Annotated in this window: 20 protein-coding genes; 10 read left to right on the forward strand and 10 right to left on the reverse strand. The window is 62.8% G+C overall.

Annotated elements, in window-relative coordinates; genetic code table 11:
- Positions 1 to 44: 44 nt before the first annotated feature.
- Genes hflC through ACOSV0_RS23875 form a run of 3 tightly spaced genes read left to right on the forward strand, consistent with a single transcriptional unit; the run spans position 45 to position 4,257 of the window.
- Positions 45 to 1,112, forward strand: a complete 1,068-nt coding sequence (hflC, locus tag ACOSV0_RS23865) for a protease modulator HflC (RefSeq protein ID WP_434114290.1) — start codon at positions 45 to 47, stop codon at positions 1,110 to 1,112.
- Positions 1,109 to 2,278, forward strand: a complete 1,170-nt coding sequence (locus ACOSV0_RS23870) for an SPFH domain-containing protein (RefSeq protein ID WP_434114293.1) — start codon at positions 1,109 to 1,111, stop codon at positions 2,276 to 2,278. The genes hflC and ACOSV0_RS23870 overlap by 4 nt, the downstream gene beginning before the upstream one ends.
- Entirely contained in the window at positions 2,275 to 4,257 is a 1,983-nt protein-coding gene (locus tag ACOSV0_RS23875) for a heavy metal translocating P-type ATPase (RefSeq protein WP_434114296.1), read from the forward strand. Before ACOSV0_RS23870 ends, ACOSV0_RS23875 begins: the two co-directional genes overlap by 4 nt.
- A 26-nt stretch (positions 4,258 to 4,283) precedes the next feature.
- On the opposite strand, the gene ACOSV0_RS23880 is transcribed toward ACOSV0_RS23875, so the two are convergent.
- Positions 4,284 to 5,843, reverse strand: a complete 1,560-nt coding sequence (locus ACOSV0_RS23880; RefSeq protein WP_434114299.1) for a class I SAM-dependent methyltransferase — start codon at positions 5,841 to 5,843, stop codon at positions 4,284 to 4,286.
- A gap of 244 nt (positions 5,844 to 6,087) precedes the next feature.
- On the opposite strand from ACOSV0_RS23880, the gene ACOSV0_RS23885 reads away from it, so the two are divergent.
- Complete coding sequence (locus ACOSV0_RS23885; protein ID WP_434116099.1) at positions 6,088 to 6,978, forward strand: class I SAM-dependent methyltransferase; 891 nt, start codon at positions 6,088 to 6,090, stop codon at positions 6,976 to 6,978.
- Between the two features lie 18 nt (positions 6,979 to 6,996).
- Here the strand turns inward: ACOSV0_RS23885 and ACOSV0_RS23890 are convergent, their stop codons facing one another.
- Positions 6,997 to 7,980 carry an aldo/keto reductase gene (locus ACOSV0_RS23890; protein ID WP_434114302.1) on the reverse strand — a complete coding sequence of 328 codons (984 nt, stop codon included), beginning with the start codon at positions 7,978 to 7,980 and terminating at the stop codon, positions 6,997 to 6,999.
- A 108-nt stretch (positions 7,981 to 8,088) separates the two neighbouring features.
- Between ACOSV0_RS23890 and ACOSV0_RS23895 the strand changes: the two genes are divergently transcribed.
- Positions 8,089 to 8,988 (forward strand): LysR family transcriptional regulator, encoded by a 900-nt coding sequence (locus ACOSV0_RS23895; RefSeq protein ID WP_434114305.1) that lies wholly within the window; start codon positions 8,089 to 8,091, stop codon positions 8,986 to 8,988.
- 109 nt (positions 8,989 to 9,097) lie between these two features.
- Here ACOSV0_RS23895 and ACOSV0_RS23900 read toward each other — a convergent pair whose 3' ends face one another.
- Both ACOSV0_RS23900 and ACOSV0_RS23905 read right to left on the reverse strand, forming a co-directional pair.
- A complete protein-coding gene (locus ACOSV0_RS23900) occupies positions 9,098 to 9,766 on the reverse strand; it encodes a Vgb family protein (RefSeq protein ID WP_434114308.1) in 669 nt (222 codons plus the stop codon).
- A gap of 13 nt (positions 9,767 to 9,779) precedes the next feature.
- Entirely contained in the window at positions 9,780 to 10,997 is a 1,218-nt protein-coding gene (locus tag ACOSV0_RS23905) for a helix-turn-helix domain-containing protein (protein WP_434114311.1), read from the reverse strand.
- Between the two features lie 129 nt (positions 10,998 to 11,126).
- Here ACOSV0_RS23905 and ACOSV0_RS23910 point away from each other — a divergent pair, with 129 nt between their 5' ends.
- Complete coding sequence (locus ACOSV0_RS23910) at positions 11,127 to 11,897, forward strand: DUF899 domain-containing protein (RefSeq protein ID WP_434114313.1); 771 nt, start codon at positions 11,127 to 11,129, stop codon at positions 11,895 to 11,897.
- Between the two features lie 8 nt (positions 11,898 to 11,905).
- The gene (locus ACOSV0_RS23915; protein ID WP_434114316.1) at positions 11,906 to 12,760 is read left to right on the forward strand and encodes a DUF2182 domain-containing protein; all 855 of its coding nucleotides are present in this window, start codon (positions 11,906 to 11,908) and stop codon (positions 12,758 to 12,760) included.
- A gap of 114 nt (positions 12,761 to 12,874) precedes the next feature.
- Here ACOSV0_RS23915 and ACOSV0_RS23920 read toward each other — a convergent pair whose 3' ends face one another.
- The 4 genes from ACOSV0_RS23920 to ACOSV0_RS23935 form a co-directional block, all read right to left on the reverse strand.
- Positions 12,875 to 13,879, reverse strand: a complete 1,005-nt coding sequence (locus tag ACOSV0_RS23920) for a sterol desaturase family protein (protein WP_434114317.1) — start codon at positions 13,877 to 13,879, stop codon at positions 12,875 to 12,877.
- Between the two features lie 48 nt (positions 13,880 to 13,927).
- Positions 13,928 to 14,869, reverse strand: a complete 942-nt coding sequence (locus ACOSV0_RS23925; protein WP_434116101.1) for a beta-propeller fold lactonase family protein — start codon at positions 14,867 to 14,869, stop codon at positions 13,928 to 13,930.
- Positions 14,870 to 15,232: 363 nt separating this feature from the next.
- On the reverse strand, positions 15,233 to 15,562 hold the full coding sequence (locus ACOSV0_RS23930; protein WP_434114319.1) for a zf-TFIIB domain-containing protein: 330 nt from the start codon (positions 15,560 to 15,562) through the stop codon (positions 15,233 to 15,235).
- Positions 15,563 to 15,597: 35 nt separating this feature from the next.
- The gene (locus ACOSV0_RS23935) at positions 15,598 to 16,350 is read right to left on the reverse strand and encodes a TerC family protein (RefSeq protein WP_434114321.1); all 753 of its coding nucleotides are present in this window, start codon (positions 16,348 to 16,350) and stop codon (positions 15,598 to 15,600) included.
- Between the two features lie 121 nt (positions 16,351 to 16,471).
- Here ACOSV0_RS23935 and ACOSV0_RS23940 point away from each other — a divergent pair, with 121 nt between their 5' ends.
- The gene (locus tag ACOSV0_RS23940; RefSeq protein WP_434114323.1) at positions 16,472 to 17,353 is read left to right on the forward strand and encodes a LysR family transcriptional regulator; all 882 of its coding nucleotides are present in this window, start codon (positions 16,472 to 16,474) and stop codon (positions 17,351 to 17,353) included.
- Here ACOSV0_RS23940 and ACOSV0_RS23945 read toward each other — a convergent pair.
- A complete protein-coding gene (locus tag ACOSV0_RS23945) occupies positions 17,326 to 17,787 on the reverse strand; it encodes a TerB family tellurite resistance protein (protein ID WP_434114325.1) in 462 nt (153 codons plus the stop codon). The genes ACOSV0_RS23940 and ACOSV0_RS23945 overlap by 28 nt on opposite strands.
- Positions 17,788 to 18,006: 219 nt before the next feature.
- Between ACOSV0_RS23945 and ACOSV0_RS23950 the strand changes: the two genes are divergently transcribed.
- Positions 18,007 to 18,339, forward strand: a complete 333-nt coding sequence (locus ACOSV0_RS23950) for a DUF2322 family protein (protein ID WP_434114327.1) — start codon at positions 18,007 to 18,009, stop codon at positions 18,337 to 18,339.
- 96 nt (positions 18,340 to 18,435) lie between these two features.
- Here ACOSV0_RS23950 and ACOSV0_RS23955 read toward each other — a convergent pair whose 3' ends face one another.
- Positions 18,436 to 19,365: a LysR family transcriptional regulator gene (locus tag ACOSV0_RS23955; protein WP_434114328.1), complete on the reverse strand. Its 930-nt coding sequence runs from the start codon at positions 19,363 to 19,365 to the stop codon at positions 18,436 to 18,438.
- Between the two features lie 112 nt (positions 19,366 to 19,477).
- On the opposite strand from ACOSV0_RS23955, the gene ACOSV0_RS23960 reads away from it, so the two are divergent.
- Positions 19,478 to 20,494: an aldo/keto reductase gene (locus ACOSV0_RS23960; RefSeq protein ID WP_434116103.1), complete on the forward strand. Its 1,017-nt coding sequence runs from the start codon at positions 19,478 to 19,480 to the stop codon at positions 20,492 to 20,494.
- The last annotated feature ends 62 nt before the right edge of the window (positions 20,495 to 20,556 follow it).

Genomic DNA, 20,556 nt, shown 5'->3' on the forward strand with positions numbered 1-20,556 from the left:
ATACACACGCCAACTGTCGGCGAAGCTGTTTTTAAGGTGACGATATGAGTTTGTTCCATTCGCATGCAGACGGTCATGGTCACGATCATGGGCATCACCATCATCATCACGATGGCGGCGCTGTGCAGGCCACGGGCGGCGGTCCGTTCTATATACGGGTTCTGCTGGCGGTGCTTTGCGTCGTTGTGGCGATCGCGGTGGCGAGTTTCATCTCCGTGCGTGCAGGCGAAGCTTCGGTGATTACGCGCTTCGGTCAACCCGTGCGCGTGCTGCTCGAACCGGGCCTCGCGTGGCGTCTGCCGGCGCCGATCGAAGCGGTGGTGCCGGTCGATCTGCGCTTGCATACGACGTCGAGCGGTTTGCAGGACGTGGGTACGCGTGACGGCTTGCGCATCATCGTGCAGGCCTATGTTGCGTGGCACGTCGCCGCGGACCCGAACGACGTGCGCCGTTTCGTGCGGGCCGTGGGCAACCAGTCCGACGAAGCCGCGCAGCAGATCCGTTCGTTGCTCGGCTCGTCGCTGCAGACTACGTCGGCGGGTTTCGACCTGGCCTCACTGGTCAACACGGATCCTTCCCACGTCCGCATCGCCGCCTTTGAAGATGCATTGCGCCGCCAGATCGACGCGCAACTGTATTCGGCGTACGGCGTGCATGTCGTTCAGGTGGGCCTGGAGCGCCTGACGCTGCCGGCCGTGACGCTGGCGGCCACTGTCAGCCGCATGAGCGCCGAGCGCGAGACGGTGGCCGCGCAGCGCACCGCCGACGGCAACCGCGAGGCCGCGCAGATTCGCTCGGATGCGGACCGCGATGCGCGGCTCGCCGTCGCCGATGCGAATGTGAAAGCGGCGCAGATCGAGGCGCAGTCCCGCCAGGACGCTGCCGCGATCTACGGCAACACTTACGCGGGCAATCCGCGGCTCTACACGATGTTGCGCTCGCTCGACACACTCGACGCGGTGGTCAGCGCCAATACGAATCTGATTCTGCGCACTGATGCCGCGCCGTTCCAGGCCCTGGTGCAGGGTCCCACCGGACTGGGGGCCGAGCCGGTGGCGCAGTCCGGCACAAGCACGGCGTCCACTTCGAAAAAAGTCAGGTCCACGCGATGAGTACGGACACCGGCTTGCCGCCGCTCGGCCCGGGCGCCCAGGCGGTGCGACTCTCGTTCTGGTTTGTTGCCGGGCTGGTCGTGCTCGCCGCTTGCGCATGGGCCGGGTCGAACATCCGGCGCATTCCGCCTGATAGCCGGGCAGTCGTGTTGCGGTTCGGTTCGTTCGTGCGTACCCAGGATGCGGGCCTGCTGATCGCGTGGCCGCGTCCCTTCGAATCGACGTTGCTGGTGCCTGGCAGCGCACGGGTCCTGGAGCAACGCATCCAGTCGCTCGAACGCGATCCGCGAGCACGCGCGGTGGATCTGAATTTGCCGGAAGCGCCTCCCCCGGCTCAAGGACAATTCAGCGCGGGGAGCGTGATCGGGCCGCAGGATATGCCTCCCGGCCCACCGCCCGCGCCGGACGACGTGGCCGGTCCGGGCATCACGCCTCCCGGTGCGCGCTTGCCCGACGCGCTGGCGGGCTCCGGCTATGTGCTCACCGGCGACAAAGGCGTGTTGCAGTTGCGCGCCACGCTGTACTACCGCGTGGTGGATCCCTATGCCTATGTCCTGCAAAAAGATCAGCTTGCCGCGGCGCTGGAGCGGATCGTGTCGGCATCGGCGGTCGATGTCGTTGCCCAGCGCGATCTGGATGCGATTCTCGTCGCACGTCCCGAGTTGATGTCGGCGGATCAGCAGGTGGCCGTGAAGCGTGAGCGTTTGCGCGGCGACCTCGCGCAGGAAATCCAGCGCCACTTGCGTCAGCTCGATGCGCAGCACGCGGGACTCGGCGTTGAAGTCGCGCGTGTCGATGTCGAAGTGGCCTTTCCGGCACCGGCCGTGAGCGCGTTCAATTCGGTGCTGACCTCGCTGCAGGTGGCCGAGCGCAGCATGGCCGAAGCGCGCACGTCCGCTGAAAAGACTCGCCAGGATGCGCAGCAGGATGCCGACCGGATCGTGCAGAACGCTCAGGCCAACGCGGTTGAGCGCGTGGCTACCGCACAGGCTAAAACCTTGACCATCCAGCAACTGGAGGCACCGCTTCGCACCAACAGCGATCCGGGGCTGCTGGCGCGCGTGTATCGCGACCGCGTCCGGTCGATCCTCGCGAAAGCGGCCAGCGTGACAACGGTCGAACCGCACGACACATCGAATCTGATCCTGCCGGGGAACGCACGATGAGCACGACGGGCGAGCACGCAATGCACACGGGCGATCGCACCTCGCACGCGGATGAAGCGAACCGCATCGAGCAGGGGCGTGCGATTGTTTTGTCGGCCGCCGAGCAACGGGGCGTTACTCGGCAAGTCGCGCTTGCGTTGCTGGCCGGCGGTCTGCTGATTCTATCGACGGCATGGCACACCTTCGCTCCGGCGGATGAAGCGCTTGCCCAGGTGCTTGCCGGGCTTGCTTCGCTGGTCGTCGCGGGACCGGTGTTCGCGGGCGCGTGGTATAGCCTGAAGTCGCCCAGTCTGCACGGCGTGACGGATCGGCTGATCGCGCTCGCCATGCTGGCGGCGTGGGCGGTAGGAGACATGGCGACGGCCGCGTTGTTGCCGATCGTCATGACGTTCGGACACGCACTCGAAGAGCGCAGCGTGCTCGGCTCGCAGGAGGCGATCCGGGCGCTCGGCCGGCTGACCTCGGGCAAGGTGCGGCGCGTGAAGGCGGATGGCTCGATCGAAGAAGTGCCGTATGACGCGGTGCAGGCAGGCGACCATATCGAAGTCGTGGCCGGCGCGCGGATTCCTGCCGACGGTGTCGTTCAGCATGGCGACTCCAGCGTCGACAATGGACCGATTACCGGCGAGTCGGTGCCGCTCGATGTCGAACCGGGTACGGCGGTATTCGGCGGCGCGATGAATCTCGACGGGCCGCTGCGTATCGAAGTCACCCATGCGGGCAAGCAGTCGACGCTCGGCAAGATCATCGAGTTGATGCAGCGTGCCGAGCAGGCCAAGCCGCCGATCACACAGATGCTCGAGCGCTACATGGGCGGTTATTTGTGCCTCGTCCTGCTGATTGCGGCGATTGTGTGGTTCGTCTCGGCGAATGCATCGGCGATGCTGGCCGTGATCGTCGCGGCGTGTCCTTGCGCGCTGGTGCTCGCCGCGCCATCCACGGCCATTGCAGGCATCGCAGTGGGCGCGCGTCACGGCATTCTGTTCCGCAGCGCCGCGTTTCTCGACAAGTTTGCGCAGATCGATTCGCTGGTGATCGACAAGACCGGCACGTTGACCTACGGCGAATTGCGGGTCGAAGACGTGATGCTGGAACCCGGCGCTGACGTGGCGCAGGTTCTCGAGCTCGCGGCGCGGCTGGGCGGCAGCAGTGCGCATCCGGTGAGCCGCGCGTTGCTGCGTTACGCGCTTGAAGCCGAACCGGTTGGATTCGAACGGACGCCATTCGAACACGCTCGCGAACTACGCGGTTTGGGCGTTGTGGCGGAGACGCCGGAAGGTACCGCGGTGCTGGGCCGCGCTGGCTTGCTCGCGGATTACGTGCAGGCGTTGCCGGAGCCGCGCCGCGAAATCGAAGGGCCGTGTGTCGGTCTTGCATTGAACGGCCGTCTGCTCGCGTGGTTCGGATTCGCCGACGCGCTGCGTGCGGAAGCCAAGGATGCGTTGGCGGAGTTGCGGGAACTCGGGCTGACGCGCCAGACACTGTTGACCGGCGACCGCGAACCGGTGGCGCGCAAACTGGCAGCGGAGACCGGCATCGCCATCGTCGTCGCGCAGGCGCTGCCGCACGACAAGCTCGATTACGTCGTGCGGGAAATGGCGGCTGGTTATCATCCGCTAGTGGTGGGCGATGGTCTGAACGATGTGCTCGCCATCAAGGCCGGTCCCACCAGCATCGCGATGGGAGAACGAGGCATCGACATTGCCGTGGCGTCGGCGGATGTCGTGCTGCTCGGCGACGACTTGCGTCGTATCCCGACGTGTGTCCGCCTCGGGCGGCGCTGTCTGCAGACAGCGGCGATCAATGCAGCGATTGGCTTGGGGTGGACTGTCGCAGTGATCGCACTGGCCGCAACAGGTGTGCTTAGCGCGGTTTGGGTCGCGCTGTTGCATAACCTCGGCACTTTCATCGTGATCGCCAACGCGGGCCGGCTACTGCGCATGGACGAAGGGGGTCATCCGGACGGTCGTCAGCAGTAGCTTCAAGGCTCCACACGCGCCGACCCTCAAGCGATTCCTAGCGCTTGCAATATCGGTAGATGTATTTCAGCAAAGCGATTCGCTTTTGCAATCAGATCGCCGCGGGTGTCGAGCGGACTAACGGAAACGCTCTCTGCGGCGTGAGCCGGTGTGGGGTTCGCGTGCAAAGCAGCTTCGGCGAATTCGGCCCATTGTGTGGGCTCCCCTAAGTGGCGCTGCCTTGCCAACAGGAAGAGCTGCGGCACACGGGGAATCAGAATGCCCGATCCGGACACTGGGCTGACCAGAAATTGCACGTCCCCATGCAGGAGCGCCTGCTCGCAGATAGCGGCGTTCAGCTTCTCCGATGTCGGACGAGCGAGCGCGATGCGCGCCTCGTCCTGTACGTTCAGCAACACGCCGGCTCCCACGAGCAAGGTCATGGCCTTGACGATGACGGGGAGCGTAATGCCATGTCCACGAACGCTGGTTTCGATCTCGGCGAGGCTTGCGGGGCGATGGCCGGCAAGCGCGTCGAGAATCGGACCATATGAGCGTTCTGGCAGCGTCGCTTCGCCCAGCGCTCCGCGTACCTTCAGCAGGACCGCAGCCCTCGGTAGCGCCAGCATGACCCGATGCGCGCGCAGCGCCGCATGCTGCGCCGATTCGCTAAGCGTCCGGTTCCCTTTGACCCAATAATCCCGTCGCAGCGAACGGTTGACGCAGAAGTCTCGTACGGTCTCGCGTAAAGCGGTATCTGGAATGCCCGCCAGCAACGCGCGTTGAGCCGGGTTGAGATTGATCTCGTCGACGTGATCGCGATAGTCCGCGGAACAGCCATAGGTCAAACCGCTCGCGGCAAGCGAGGTTGTGACCTGCGAGAAAGTCAGGGGCTGCCAGTCGCGATTGAAGTATTCATGCGCGAGGTAGTGCGCGTTCTCGTTGCACAAAGCGTCGACACGTTCAGCCAGTTGCGGGTTGACCACGGCGTAGCCGGGCTGCGTCGCAACCACGGTTTTTACGAAGTCTAACGCCGCTGCAATGTGCGTCTGGACTTGCGTTTCGGTGGGTGCGCCGCTGTGTGCATCCAGCCGCGCGCTAGCCTGAAAATGACAGTGCATCAATTCGCGCACCGGCAACATCGTGGCCCACCCGGGCTGGGTGTTATAGCTCATGTACACGACGCCGCCGTCATTGAGTTTGCGTCGGATGAAATCGGCAATGAGCACGCGGTTTTCGTCGGAAATCCAGCTCCAGATGCCATGCATGCCGATGAAATCAAAGTTCGGCAAATCGTCTCGCGTACAGAATTCGGCGAAGCTTTCAGCGAACAGGCTCGCCTGCGATCCGGCGCACTGTGTCAGTTGCCGTGCAAAGCTTGCATGAGACGGGTTGAAGTCGGTACCGAACCATTTTGTAGCTGATCCGGCTGCGTGGATATTCACGCTGACGCCGTGGCCGAAGCCCAGCTCGCAGGCGGTACGCAGGACCGGAGGGGCGAGTCCCGACTGAAGTAGCGGAAGTCTCAGGCGCAGCGGGTCCAGCTCGTCGCAATAGCCGTACGTGTACGCAATGCCATCAATGCTGCCGGCTTCCCACCCACTCACGTTCTGGTTCTCGTTTTCTTCAAGGATCGCCGCGTCGGCATGAGGCGAAGCCTCTCATGGCGCAGGCTCCTTTGTCTATCCATAAGTTCGACGCCAAATATTCCTTTGCCTTCCCCACGCGCATGGCATGCCCTTAAGGGTCTCATAATGCGAGCCCATTTACTCTCAAGCCCTGACAGCAACATCCTCAATCCATCATGGCGCTCCCAGCATGAATAGTCGTGACGTCCAGCCGCAAGCCGATGTGTGGTCCGATTGGCTGCTGCATATCCGGCATGCCGATGATCCTGCGCATGAACAGGCCCTCCACGCCGAACTCAAGCAATCCGCGGAGCGCGTTCTGGATGGCGCGCGGCTTGCGCCAGGCATGACGCTCGCCGACATCGGCGCCGGCGATGGGCTGATTGGCTTTAGCGCGATCGCCCGCATCGGTTCATCGCTGCGCGTGCTTTTCACGGATATCTCGGCGCCTCTGCTTCATCACACCGAAGCACTCGCCGTTCAGCGGAACATTCAGGATCAGTGCGCCTTTATCCAGTGTTCCGCTGAATCGCTCGAAGGTATTGAGGGCGATGCTGTCGATGCCGTCACGACTCGGGCAGTTCTTGCTTATGTTCCCGACAAGACGGCCGCCATGCGGGAATTTCACAGGATTCTCAAACCCGGCGGCAGGTTATCGACCGCTGAACCGATCCTGCGCGACGATGCAATCGAAGCAAGCTCGCTGAGGAAAATCGTTGAAGGTCTGCCCGACAAGGCCGGGGACAACTTCTTTCACCTGCTGCATCGCTGGAAATCCGCTCAATTTCCCGATACCGAGGAAAAGATTCTTGCGAGTCCGATTGCAAACTACAGCGAACGCGATCTGGTCCGCTTCGCATTAGATGCGGGGTTCGCGGAGGTGCATATGGAGTTCCACATCGACATACGCCCCGCCGCGATCACCTCGTGGGATGTGCTGCTAGGCAGCTCGCCTCACCCTTGGGCCCCGCGTCTCGGCGACGTTCTTGCGAATCAGTTCACCGTGGACGAGCGGCTGTTCTTCGAACAGATCCTGCGCCCGCAAGTTGAAGGCCGGCGCCTGGTCACGGCTGAGCGCACCGCTTACCTTACTGCGCTGAAGCCTCCTCGCTGACCTGTGCCGGCGGGCGCTTTAGCGATCCACGCGCTGCTGCAGATGGGCCGGATACCGGTCGCCGACCACCTTGATCGCTTGCAGGGCGGCTTCGATGGCGGACACATCGTCGGCCGATAGTTCGACGGCGGCCGCGCCGACGTTCTCTGTCAGCCGATGCAGCTTGGTGGTGCCCGGAATCGGCACGATCCACGGCTTTTGCGCCAGCAACCAGGCCAGGGCGATCTGTGCGCGGGTCGCGCCTTTACCCTCGGCGATCCGACCCAGCACGTCGACGAGGCTCGCGTTGGCCTTGCGGTTTTCTTCCGAAAAACGCGGCACGATATTGCGAAAATCGGTTTTGTCGAACGTGGTGTTCGCGTCGATGGCGCCGGTGAGGAAGCCCTTGCCGAGCGGGCTGAACGGCACGAAGCCGATGCCCAGTTCCTCCAGCGTGGGGAGCACGGTTTCTTCCGGCTCACGCCACCACATCGAATACTCGCTTTGCAGTGCCGCTACGGGCTGCACGGCGTGGGCGCGCCGAATCGACTTCTCGCCCGCTTCGGAGAGGCCGAAGTGCTTGACCTTGCCTTGCTGGATCAAATCCTTGACAGTGCCGGCGACGTCTTCGATCGGCACGTTCGGGTCGACGCGATGCTGGTAGAACAGGTCGATGCGATCGGTATTCAGGCGCTTCAGCGAGGCTTCGACGACGGCACGAATGCGCTCGGGCCGGCTGTCCAGGCCCTGGCTCACGTCGCCCTCCTTGAAACCGAACTTGGTGGCGATCACCACCTGATCGCGAAACGGCGCCAGCGCCTCGCCAACCAGTTCCTCGTTAAAAAACGGCCCATAGGCTTCGGCGGTATCGAAGAACGTCACGCCCTGTTCGAAAGCGGCACGGATCAGTTTGATGCCTGCGGACTTTTCGGTCGCGGGGCCATAGCCATAGCTCAAACCCATGCAACCGAGGCCGATCGCCGATACGTCGAGACCGCTGTTTCCAAGCTTGCGATGTTGCATGTCCTTGCTCCTTTCGTGCGTGATCGATGGATGCCGACGATCTTATGCTGTTGTGAGTGGCTCAACAATCTGGCTAGAATTGCACAAGGTATTGAGGGAAATTCATCTATGGCGCGCGCCGGTCTGTCCGAATTAACCGCATTCGTCGCTATCGCCGAGCAGCGCAGCTTTCGCGCGGCAGCCCGTATCCTCGGGGTCTCGCCGTCGGCGCTGAGTCATTCGATGCGAGGCCTGGAGGCCCGGCTTGCCGTGCGGCTGCTTAACCGCACGACGCGATCCGTCGCGCTCACCGAGGCGGGTGAGCAACTCCTGCGGCGGGTGCGGCCCGCCATCGCGGATCTGGAAGAGGCGGTGAATCAGGTGGCGTCGGAGCACGACAAGCCGTCGGGTTCGATCCGGATCAGTGCGTCGGAGGCGTCAGTAAGACCGCTGATCCGCCATGTTCTTCCGGAATTCCTGGCGGCGTATCCCGACATCCACGTCGAGTTCGTGGTGGACACGCGGCTGGTGGATATCGTGGCCGATGGTTTCGACGCGGGCATACGCGTTTATAACGACGTGCCGCGCGATATGATCGCCGTCCGGTTCGGCGCCGACATGCGTTTCGCCGCGGTGGCCTCGCCGGACTATCTCGCGCAACATGCGCCGCCGAAGGCGCCGCACGACCTGATGCAGCACCGCTGCATCCGTTTCCGCTTCGATAGCGGTGCGCTTTACCGGTGGGATCTCGAATATCGAGGCAAGAGCGCGAATATCGATGTTGCCGGGCCGATGACGCTCGGCAATCTCAACCTGATGATCGAAGCCGCGCTGGCCGGCATCGGCATTGCCTGGGTTCCAGAAGATCACGTGGTGGAGCACCTGGCGTCGGGCCGGCTGATCCATGTGCTGCCTGAATGGAGTCCGACCTTTCCCGGTCTGTGTCTTTATTACCCCGCGAACCGCCATCCGCCCATCGCACTGAGATTGTTCGCGCAAGCGGTGCGCGACTGGGCAAGCACGCGGTAAGCGGACCGGGGTCACGCAGGTTGATCGCGCGGGATCTTTGATTTCTGTTGCGTCAGACGGCCTGCTTTAACGACTCGCTTCGCTTACTTGCTTCAGGTATTTGCTTCACTTACTCGCTCGCAGACTCGACGGGAAGCTCGGCGTCTCGCGCGGGCCGGCGTACGGCTCTCACTTTCCCGCTGGTTCCGCCGCCGCAGAAGAACTGATCGTGGCCGTCGGATTCGAGCCCTGACACGTACGTCCCGATCGGCATTTCAACGCTCTCCAGGACTTCTCCCGTACGAGGATCGATGTGCCTCAATTCGCTCTCGTCGTCTTCCCAGGTGCCGTGCCAGAGCTCGCCTTCGTTCCAGGTGACGCCGGTGACGAAGCGGTTGGATTCGATCGTGCGAAGAATCGCGCCCGTTTGGGGATCGACCTGATGGATCTTCCGGTCACGATACCGTCCCACCCAGAGCGTGCCTTCCGCCCACGCAAGCCCTGAGTTACCGCCGCCGCCGGGTGCCGGGATCGTGGCGAGCACGCGGCCGGACTCCGGATCGATCTTCTGGATGCGATCGTCGGCGATCTGGAACAGGTGCTGGCCGTCGAAGGCCGTTCCTGCCTGCGCGGTGATATCGATCGAGCGCAGCGTTTCTCCGCTCGCCGGATCGAAGGCGTTCAGTTTGTCTCCGGTAGCAATCCAGACGCGCTGGCCGTCATACGTGACGCCATGCACACTGTCGACACCCGGAAAAGGCCCATATTCACGTACGATTTTGGCGGCTGATCGGTTCATGGTTCCATCCTAATCACTCGGGGAGGGGAGCGGGGAGTAACAAAGTCGTCGTGAATCCGGGCATGGGTGGCGTGATCCAGCGCCGCGCCCGCCCGCGACCGAACGACTGCACCTTGCCGGCCGCCGCCAGCGAGTCGAGTGCCCGCTGCATGGTGCGCTGGCTGGCGTCCAGCGCAATCGCGAGCGCCGAGCTCGACCACGACTCGCCGTCAGCGAGGAAGGCGAGCACCATCGCGTGCGGTTCCTCGACCGGCCGCGCGAGCACGACCACCTCGCGCGCGCCGTGCGGCACGAGCGCAAAGCCGCGCTTCGTCGCGCTCACACCGGCCAGCGTTCCAAGCAACGCGCGCAGCCGTCCGATTTCCACTCGCAACCGCGCGCGATGCGATTCGTCGGCGTGTTTCGTCCGGAATGCCCGCGCGATGAGTGCGTCCCGCGATACGTCTTCGGGCCATGCTTCGGCCAGCGCGCGTGCTAGCGCGAACAGCACCGGCCGCCTCGCGAGCGGAACCACGATGTTGGTTTCGCGTACGACATAACGGCACGCGTCCACGACGAGCGCCTTCGATGCTAGCAACGCTTCGACTTCATCGAGCAGAAGGGGCCGTTCTTCGCCATGCGCAATCAAACGCGCTGCAGGTGTGTTCAGGAGAAGGCGTGCGTTTTCGACTTCCGCCGTCAGCGAAGGGATGCCTGCGTGGTGTGCGGCGCGCTCGGCTCTCGCGAGCGCAGCGCGCGCGGTCCGCGTGTCGAGGCGGCGCATGGCGATTCCCGCAACGGCCAGTTCGTGCGCGGCTCTCGATGCGGGCGGGAACGGCGTGGGGTCGAGTTTGGCGAGCAGGCGTTCGGCTTCGTCGAGGCGTCCGATCAAGAGCAGGCGCCGGACTTCCAGATACCGCGCATGCGCGGCGTTCAGCCGGTCGCCGTGGGCTTCCAGCGTCGCCCGTGCGGCATCGAGCGCCTTGGCGGGCCAGCCCAGATCGCGCGAGGCGAGCGCGATTTCGGCCTCGGCAACCACACACCTTGCGCGGGCCACCGGCGCTTTCGGACCGAAGGCGCGTGCGGCACTTCGCACCAGCGCTTTCGCTCGAACGAGATCGCCGAGCTGCGCCATCGCGATGCCGCGCAGCGCGAGCGCAGGGGCGTCGTCGCGCAAGGCGACCCGGTTCAGTGCGCCGAACGGGTCCCCTGCCGCGAGGGCTCGCGCCGCGGCCGTTACCAGCGAGTCCATGGTCGATTCGAATCCCGCCACACTTGTCACTCCCACCGTTCGGTGCCCGTGACTAATCTAGCACGACCACCAACCAGTTCGTCGCATCGGCAACGGCACGAGCGGCGAAGAACTCCCAAGGAGGGAAGCATGACCACGACACATTCAACCGGGACACGTAGCGAGTGGCTGGCGGCGCGGCTCGAACTGCTTAAGGCGGAGAAGGCGCTCACGCGGCAGAGCGACGAACTGGTGCTGCAGCGGCAGGCATTGCCGTGGGTGCGCGTCGACAAGACGTACCGGTTCGAAACCGAGGCAGGAAGCGCCACGCTGGCCGACCTCTTCAAAGGACGTTCGCAGCTCCTCGTGTACCACTTCATGTTTGGGCCCGACTATAAGGCGGGGTGCCCATCGTGCTCGTCGATCGCGGATGGGTTCGACGGTCTCGTCGTTCATCTGGCGAATCACGACGTCACGCTTTCGGCGGTGTCGCGGGCGCCGCTCGAGAAATTGAAGACCTATCAACGCCGGATGGGCTGGACGTTTCCCTGGGCCTCTTCGTATGGCAGCGACTTCAACTTCGACTTCAACATCGCGTTCACCGAGGCGCAACAGCGCGAAGGAAGCATCGAATACAACTACGAGCGCGGCGGCCACGCAATGGACGAGATGACACAGGTGCCGGAGCCTGTCGCCCAGTTCGCGGCGACATGCGGAACCGACGCGGCGACGTACACGCGTGACCGGCCCGGCCTAAGCTCGTTCGTCCTCGAGGACGGCGTCGTTTATCACACGTATTCCACCTATGCGCGCGGCGTGGACGGCATCTGGGGCATGTACCAGTGGCTCGACCGTGCTCCCAAGGGGCGCAACGAGACGGGCGTCTGGTGGAAGCGGCACGACGAGTATGAGACGCGCTGAGCCACGTCATGGGACACGTTAGCGCAAGCGGAGGGCGGGAGACGTCGGGCCACCCGATCGACGCGCGAGTTTCATCGCGTGCGTTCTTCGGCGTCTCGGCGCTGCTCTTCGCCGTCAGCACGGCGGCGACGGTGGTCGGCGCCGCGTCCATGTCGGCGATGGGCGAGATGCCGATGCCCGGCGGTTGGTCGATGTCGAGCGCATGGATGCGGATGTGCGGACAGACATGGGCCGGCGTCGCGGCATCGTTCCTCGGCATGTGGGTGGTGATGATGGTCGCGATGATGCTGCCGTCTCTCGTGCCCATGTTGTTGCGCTACCGCGAGGCTGTCGGCAGAAGCGGCGAGACGCGTCTGGGCTGGCTGACGATGCGGGTGGGCGTGGGTTACTTCTTCGTGTGGACTGCGCTCGGCATGGCCACATTTCCTTTAGGCGCTGCGCTGGCGTCGCTCGAGATGGAATTGCCGGCGCTGGCGCGTGCCGTTCCGTTCGCGACCGGTGTGATTGTGCTGATCGCCGGCGCGCTGCAGTTCACTGCGTGGAAGGCACGTCGCCTTGCGTGTTGCCGCGAGATACCGGGGCGCTGCCTGAGGGTGCCCGCGTTGTCCGCAGACGCCGCTACCGCATGGCGACACGGCTTGCGCCTCGGCCTCCACTGCAGCTACTGCTGTGCGGGCCTGACGATGATCCTTCTCGTTGCCGGAGTGATGGATTTGCGGGTGATGGCTGTTGTGACGGCGGCGATTACCGCTGAACGTCTTGCCCCGCATGGTGAGCGCGTGGCGCCTGTCATTGGGGGCGTTGCCGTCTGCGTGGGCGTGTTGCTGATCGCGCAAGCGGCGGGGTTGGGATGCGGCGCCTAACGTCGCTTCGCTTAGGTGGAAGCTCTTCGCAGGAGTTGCCCGGACTTCAACGGCTATCCGCGATCTAACGAGCGGGCCGCGGTGAGAACCGTGCCCGCTCCATAACAATGACGATCAGTCCGTCACGCCGCCGTAATTGCGTTGTCCCCGCAGACGCAAGGCGATGCGGCCGAACGCGCGCCATTGTTGCGCGATCAACCCGTCGCCATAGGAGCGCGCTGCGCCGTGCGGTACGGGCAACTGGTCGCGGATGCCGGTCGGCTCGACGGTACGGTCCCACGACACGGTCCTGAACATCATGTCCCACCATGGAAACAGCACGCCGAAGTTACAGCCGTAGCGTGTGCCTTCATGACCGTAGCCGACTGCATGATGACGCCGATGAAAAATCGGACTCACGATCACGCGTTCGAGCAGCCATCCATACGGCAAGCGCGCGTTCACGTGCTGCACGCTTTGCATGAAGTTACCGACGGCGACCAGCACGACGAACTGCGTCGGCTGAACACCGATGAATAGCGAAATCGCGGCGAAGAACGCGGCCTGAATGATGTCGTCGAGAAAATGATTGCGGTCGTCGGCCCACAGCGACATCTGCTGCTGGCTGTGGTGCACCGCGTGCAATTCCCACCACACGCCGAAGCGGTGTTGCCAGCGGTGATACCAGTAGCCGAAGAAATCGAGCACGATCAGATAGATGAGGAACGACACCACCGGCTGATCGGTGACGCCGGGCCACAACCCGTCGATGTCGATGTTCGGCACGTTGTAGATCGCCATCAGGCTTTGCCAGTGATCGAACAGCGGCTGCAGCATGAAGAAGAACGCGATGTTGATAATGCCGAGCTTGGCGATCCACGTGTAGATCACATCGGCGCGCAGTGCTTTTCGATCGGACCACGTTTCGACGGGCCGCAACGCTTCCAGCGGCCGCAAAGCGACATACGTGACCAGTATTTCGAGCACGCCGACGATCACCCAATAGAGTGCGTCGTAGGTGTCCTCGTCGTATCCCATCAGGCCGAAGCGATAGAAAAACGGCTGCACTACGTCGACGTATAGGAGCGTCTGCAACGCCGAGATGCCATTGTCGAGTTGCGCGACGATTTCGTGGATCATCGAAAGCCTCTTGAAATTGCGGCTGCTGTCATCGAAACGAAAGCCTGTTCAGTCTGGATTGGGCGCATACACGGGCGCGCGGTTGGCAAAAAACAAACCGTGCGGTGAGCGTCCGACCGCGATTGTGTCGATAAGTTTATGCGTCGTCAGATCAATGATGCCGACATGCCGCGAAAAACGGAATGTGACCCACAGGTAGCGGCGATCGGCGGACAGCTCCATGTCGTCCGGGCCGGGCATGAGTCCCGTGATGTCGGCGGTTTTCGTCAGCGTGTTGTAATCGAGAATGCTGATCGTGCTTTCCACGCGGTTCGTTAGCGCCACGTGCTGGCCGTCGTCTAGGTTGCGGAAGTTGTGCGCGCCGCGCCCCGTCTGAATTCTCTTCACGACTTGCTGTTTGTGCCAGTCGACCACGGCGACGTCGTCTTCGCCCGTCATGCCGATCAACAGATAGCGGTCGCCCGGCGTCATCCAGAGGCCGGCGGGCGTGTTGCCGACATGCAGTTTCCAGAGCACCGTCTGCGTGGCCAGATCGATCGCCGCGACTTCTCCCGTGTCTTGCAGCGTGACGAATACGATCTTGCTATCGGACGAGAACGTCATGTGGCTCGGCGTCTTCGAGAGCGGGACGCGTTTGGCGAGCAACATGTTCTGGCCGTCGTAGCGGTACACGTCCACGCGATCCAGCCGCAGGCCGGCGGTGACGAACCATTTGTGATCGGGCGAGAAGCCGAGTTGATAGGGGTCTTCAATATCTTCGAGCTTGCGCTGCACCTTGCCGGTGTGCGGATCGAGGAACATCAGATCGTTCGAGATCGAATCCGCGACGATGAGCGAGTGACCGTCGGGGGTAATCATCAGATGATGCGGTTCCTTACCGGTCGGCTCCGTGGCAATGACCTTGTGCGTAGCGGGATCGATCAGCGTTAGCTGGGCTTCGCCGGAATCGAGCACGATCACGTTGTCGGCTGCCCGCGCCGGCATCGCCATGGTTAGCGTGCAGTAAGTTAGCGCGGCAAGCGCGCCAGTTTTTTTGATCGAAACGAGGGAAATTGGCATCTGAACGATGGATGGGTGCGAAAAAATTTGGGGGAACATCATGGTGGTGGGCGCGAGGGGATGCAACGCGCGTGGGCCACGCTCAACCTCGCCCTTAACCGCGCACTTAACCAGTTAACGCCTTAACGCACCAGTTCGCTGTGTCGATGACACGCGAGACATTGTTATTTATATGAAGGCTTCGACGATGGCATGAGGCCATGACGTCAGAGGGAAAATGAAAGGGCGCGGCTGACAACAGCACGCGCCCTCGATTCGATACTAGCTGCCTGGCTCTTCTACTCGCGGACACGTTCAGTCGAAATCGAACATGTCGAAAAGCGAGCGCTTCTTTTTCTGTCCCCGATAGTCCGTTCGGTGATTGTCATATGAGCGGTTGTCATGCGTGCGGTTGTTATCGTACGCACGGTCGCGATCCCGATCATGGTGCCGATCAGAATGGCCTTCACGGATCGTGCGTGCGGCGTTCATCGACCTCTCGTCGCTTCCCGCGTCCTGTGCGATCAGCTTGTCGAGTTCGCCGCGATCGAGCCATACGCCGCGGCAGACCGGACAGTAATCGATTTCGATCGAGTGGCGCTCGGTCATCAGTAAGTCAGTCGTGTTGCAAACGGGGCATTTCATTTCACTGCTCCTCATGGGTGAAAAATATTCAGCGCTCATCGCGCCACGCTAACTGCCCGCTTTGATTTCGCCCGGCGCGTGAACATGTTCAATGCTTCGACGAATGCGGAGAACGCCATGGCCGCATAGATGTAAGCCTTCGGGATGTGCGAACCAAAACCTTCGGCGATTAGCGTCATGCCGATCACGAGCAGGAAGCCGAGCGCGAGCATGACGATGGTCGGATTACGCTCGATGAAGCGCGACAGCGGACCGGCGGCGAACAACATGACCGTGACCGCAGCAATCACCGCAATGAACATGATCGGCATATGCTCGGTCATCCCGACCGCGGTGATGATGCTGTCGACCGAAAACACGATATCGAGCACCAGGATTTGTCCAATCGCAGCCATCGCGGTCAACTGCACGGTCGTGCTTGTCTTGTCGCGTGCTTCGTCCACATGAGCGACGTGGTGGCGAATCTCACTGGTGGCTTTCCAGACGAGGAACAGGCCGCCGCCGAGCAGGATCAGGTCACGCCACGAAAACGCGTGGCCGAAGAGCGTCAGAGCGGGCGCGGTGAGTTGCGCAATCCACGCGACGGTGCCAAGCAGGCCGAGCCGCAACACGAGCGCGAGCATGATGCCGAGGCGCTGTGTCCGCGCGCGTTGTGCTTCAGGCAGCTTGTTGCTGAGGATCGAGATGAAGATCAGGTTGTCGATGCCGAGCACGATTTCCATCACGACCAGCGTGAGAAGCGCAGCCCATACGGCGGGGTCGGCAGCGAGGATGAGTAGAGAGTCCATGAGGTCCGTAAGCAAAGGATGACGCGTAACGTCGGTATGTCGTCATCATCGTCGTCTTCATGGTTCGGATAAATCAGTGATAATCTGAGCGATATATCGATTTTTTCGAAGTGTTCGCCCCATGCTCAACTACCGCCATCTCTACTATTTCTGGATCGTCGTGAAAGAAGGCGGCTTTGCGCGCGCTGCCGAGCGGCTCGACATGGCGGTTCAGACCATCAGCGCGCAAGTGCGCGAGCTGGAAAAATCAATCGGGCGTCAATTGCTGAAACCGGCAGGGCGCGGCGTCACCATGACCGAAGCCGGCGAGACGGCATTCAATCGCGCGGAGCAGATTTTTCAGATCGGCGAGGCGCTGCTCGATGAGATGCGCGAGTCAGGCGGCGAACGGGTTGCGCGGATCGCGGTGGGTCTTTCCGACGGCATTTCCAAGCTCGCCGCACACGCACTGCTTGCGCCGGTGCTCGATACGCCGTCGCTCAGGCTGCTGTGTCACGAGGGCGAACATGCGCAGTTGTTGTCCGAACTCGCGCTGCATCGGCTCGATCTCGTGCTGGCGTGCCAGCCCGCACCGCATAACGCGGATCTGCGCGTTGTGAGCCAGCGCCTTGTCGGCTCGCCGGTCGACTGGTATGGCCCCGCGGAGATCATCCGCAAGGCCGCTCGTGCCGGCTTTCCGCAGTGCCTCGCCGATCTGCCCGTCCTGCTGCCTACCGGGCACAGCGCGTTGCGCGCGCGGCTCGACCGCTGGTTCGAGGCGCAAGGTATCCGGCCGCGGATCGTCGGGGAATTCGAAGACAGCGCGCTGATGGCGGTGTTCGCCGCGCGTGGCCTCGGCGTGTTCCCGCTCGCGGAACTGGGCGCGGAGGATGTGGCGATGTTGCGCGGGTTACGCTGGCTCGGCCGGGCGGAAGGCGTGGTGGAAGAGATCCACGCGATCCGCTCGCGGCGTGGGCAACATCATGCGCTCGCGTCTCAGGTGGTCGCGGCCGTTGGTACGTGAGCGCGCGGCGAGCATGGCAGTGGGATGTGCCGGATCGTGGCCGGGATCGGCTTAGGCCCCCATGCGTTGAACACGGCCGCGAGCAAGGCGATTTCGCCGTCCGCCAGATGGTCGTCCGCGATCGCGACGGCGATGCACAGACGAATCACCTTGCGACGCAGCGCGAGGTCGTCGATCTCGTCTAACAACGTGGTGAGCAAGGCGACGCCGAGCTGGCCGACCGGCGGCGCGAACGGCGTGTGCGCGACCGACTGATCCTCGCACAACGCCTGCACGATCTGCGCGAATTGCTCCGGCGCGAGACCGAGTTGGCCCGCTATATCCAGGCTTTCGAGCGCGCGTTCTTCCGCGCTGCTGACGTGCCCGTCGGAAGTGAGGGCCAGCGCGACGATACGTGCGGCGGCTTGAGGACTGTTGCGCGGATAGGTTCGCATGTTCGGGCTCCTGTCGCGGACAATGTCCGCAGTGGTAATGAGCCTTAGTCTGCAGCAGGTCTTGAGTCGGATAAATCTGCTAATCCGGAAGTGAATGTTCGTAAAAACCGAACCTTCCACCATGGACTGTGCGAAGTGCTGTCGTCCAGTACGAAGCGAAACACCCTATCGGATAAGATACGGCTCGCCGCCATTTTTCGAATAGAAGGAGTGTTTTCAGTGATTCAACCGAGCAACGTGTTTAAGGACAACCTCGCCCAACTGCCTGCCATCGACGGTATCGAACGTATCGATCTGATCGACGGCAAGGGCGCCGTGGTGGCAAGCATCGAAAACAAGCCGGGCAAGCAGGGCTCGCTGGCGGTGTATCACTATCTGCAGCAAGCTTTCGGCACGCTGGACGCCAAAGCGGCCGAACACGGCCTCGCGGTGTTCGCGGAGCATACGGCCGACGCGCGCAACCGTCCGGGTGCACACCCGAACGTCGACCATTTGCTTGCGATCGTGGCCGGTGGAGAAGCGCTGCACATCAAGGTTGTCGCTGCGGGCTGAGTGAACTGCTGTTGCACGTAACGGCACGGCGTGGATTCGTGAGTCTCTCGATATGCCAGAACTCGATGAGTACGCCGCGCTATAACCCGCACCGGTTCACGCTGGCGTTCCATCCTGCGGATGAATACTCGCATCGCCGGCGGCAAGAATAAAGTCAACGAACGCCCGGAGCGGCGCCGGCATATGGGTGCGGCTCGGGTAATACAAAAACGGTCCGGTGAAGGATTGGCACCATTCATCGAGTATCGGCACGAGCGCGCCTCGCTCTATGGCCGGCCGCAGAAACTCGTCAAACGAATAAACGACCCCCAGTCCGTCGATGGCGGCTCTTCTTTGCAGTTCGATCACGGACGCGATCATCGGTCCGTTCGGCTCGATCCGTACAACCTCGTCCCCCCGATTGAATTGCCACGTCGCGAGCACACCGCTGTCGAAGCGGTGTCCGATACACGCGTGCTTCAGCAACTCGCCTGGATGCTGCGGCACGCCGCGGGCCTCGAGGTAGGACGGCGAGGCCGCCGCGACGAAATGTTGAATGCGTGGGCCGATCGGCACGGCGATCATGTCGCGCTCGAGACGTTCGTCGTAGCGGATGCCGGCATCGAAGCCCGCCGCGAGGATATCGATGAACGTGTCGTTGGTCGCGACGTCCACCGTAATGCCCGGATGAGCGGCAAGGAAGCGGGAGAGAATAGCGGGCAGAATTTCTCGTGCGGCGATCGACGGAACGTTCAACCTTAGTGTTCCAGTGGGACTTTCGCGGAAGAGGTTCACCGCGTCCAGCGCGATGGCGATTTCCCCGAATGCCGGCGCCAGCCGCTCGAAAAGACGCTGCCCTGCTTCCGTTGGCGTGACGCTGCGCGTGGTGCGGTTGAGCAGCCTGACGCCAAGTTGCTGTTCGAGCCGGCGAACCGCTTCGCTAAGCGATGAAGCCGACACGCCGCCCGTCAGCGCGGCATGGCGAAAGCCGCGTGCGCGCGTAACCGCGACGAATGCTTTCAGATCGGAAAGATCGGGTTCCTGCATTGTTCGCTTTTCCGCACGGGTCATCCAGATTGAGGTGGATTATCGCACGCTGAAATTCGGCCGATACTTCAGGTCAAGCGCCTTTCTTGTGGCGCAACCACCAAGGAACATGATGAAACACCTCCAACTGGGTAAGACGGGTCCGCAAAGCTCCGCCATCGGTCTTGGATGCATGGGTATGTCCGGGATGTACGGTCCATCCGATCGCGCTGAAAGCATCGCGACGATCCACGCCGCGCTCGAAGCCGGCATCACGCTGCTCGATACCGGCGATTTCTACGGCTCGGGCCACAACGAAATCCTGATCGGCGAGGCCCTGAAAAGCGCGCCGCCGTCACGCCGCGACGCGGCGATCATCAGCGTGAAATTCGGCGCGATGCGAGACCCCGCAGGTGGGTGGTCGCTTAACGATGCACGGCCCGCCGCGGTCAAGAATTTCCTTGCCTACTCGCTGCAGCGGCTGGGCGTCGAGCATATCGACATCTACCGCCCTGCGCGGCTCGATCCCACGGTGCCTATCGAGGACACGGTCGGAGCAATCGCCGACATGATCAAGGCCGGCTATGTGCGGCACGTCGGCTTGTCCGAAGTGGGCGCCACGACCCTTCGCCGCGCGGCGGCGGTGCATCCGGTGAGCGATCTGCAGATCGAATACTCGCTGATTTCGCGCGGCATTGAAGACGAGATATTGCCGACCTGCCGCGAGCTCGGCATCGGCGTGACGGCATATGGCGTGTTATCGCGCGGCTTGATCAGCGGCCACTGGAGCAAAGACTCGGCGGGGAAGGGCGATTTTCGCGCCATGAGTCCGCGCTTTCAGGGCGACAATGTCGATCACAATCTCGCGCTCGTGGATGCGCTTCGCAAGGTGGCCGATGCAAAAGGTGTCTCGGTGGCGCAGATCGCGATTGCGTGGGTTGCAGCCCAGGGCAGCGATATCGTGCCGCTCGTTGGCGCACGCCGACGTGATCGTTTTGCCGAAGCACTCGGTGCGCTTGACGTGACGCTCACTGCGGAGGATCTGGTTGCGATCGCGCGGGCAGTACCGCACGGGGCCGCGGCAGGTGAACGTTACGCAGCGGCGCAGATGGCGCATCTCGACAGCGAAAAGGGTGGTCACGCGGGTTGATGCGGGACGATGCGGGCTAATGCGTTGAGGGAGGCTTGAGAACCGGGTGAACCACGCGCGCT

Source organism: Paraburkholderia caffeinilytica, from assembly GCF_051027425.1.
Classification (GTDB): domain Bacteria; phylum Pseudomonadota; class Gammaproteobacteria; order Burkholderiales; family Burkholderiaceae; genus Paraburkholderia; species Paraburkholderia caffeinilytica_A.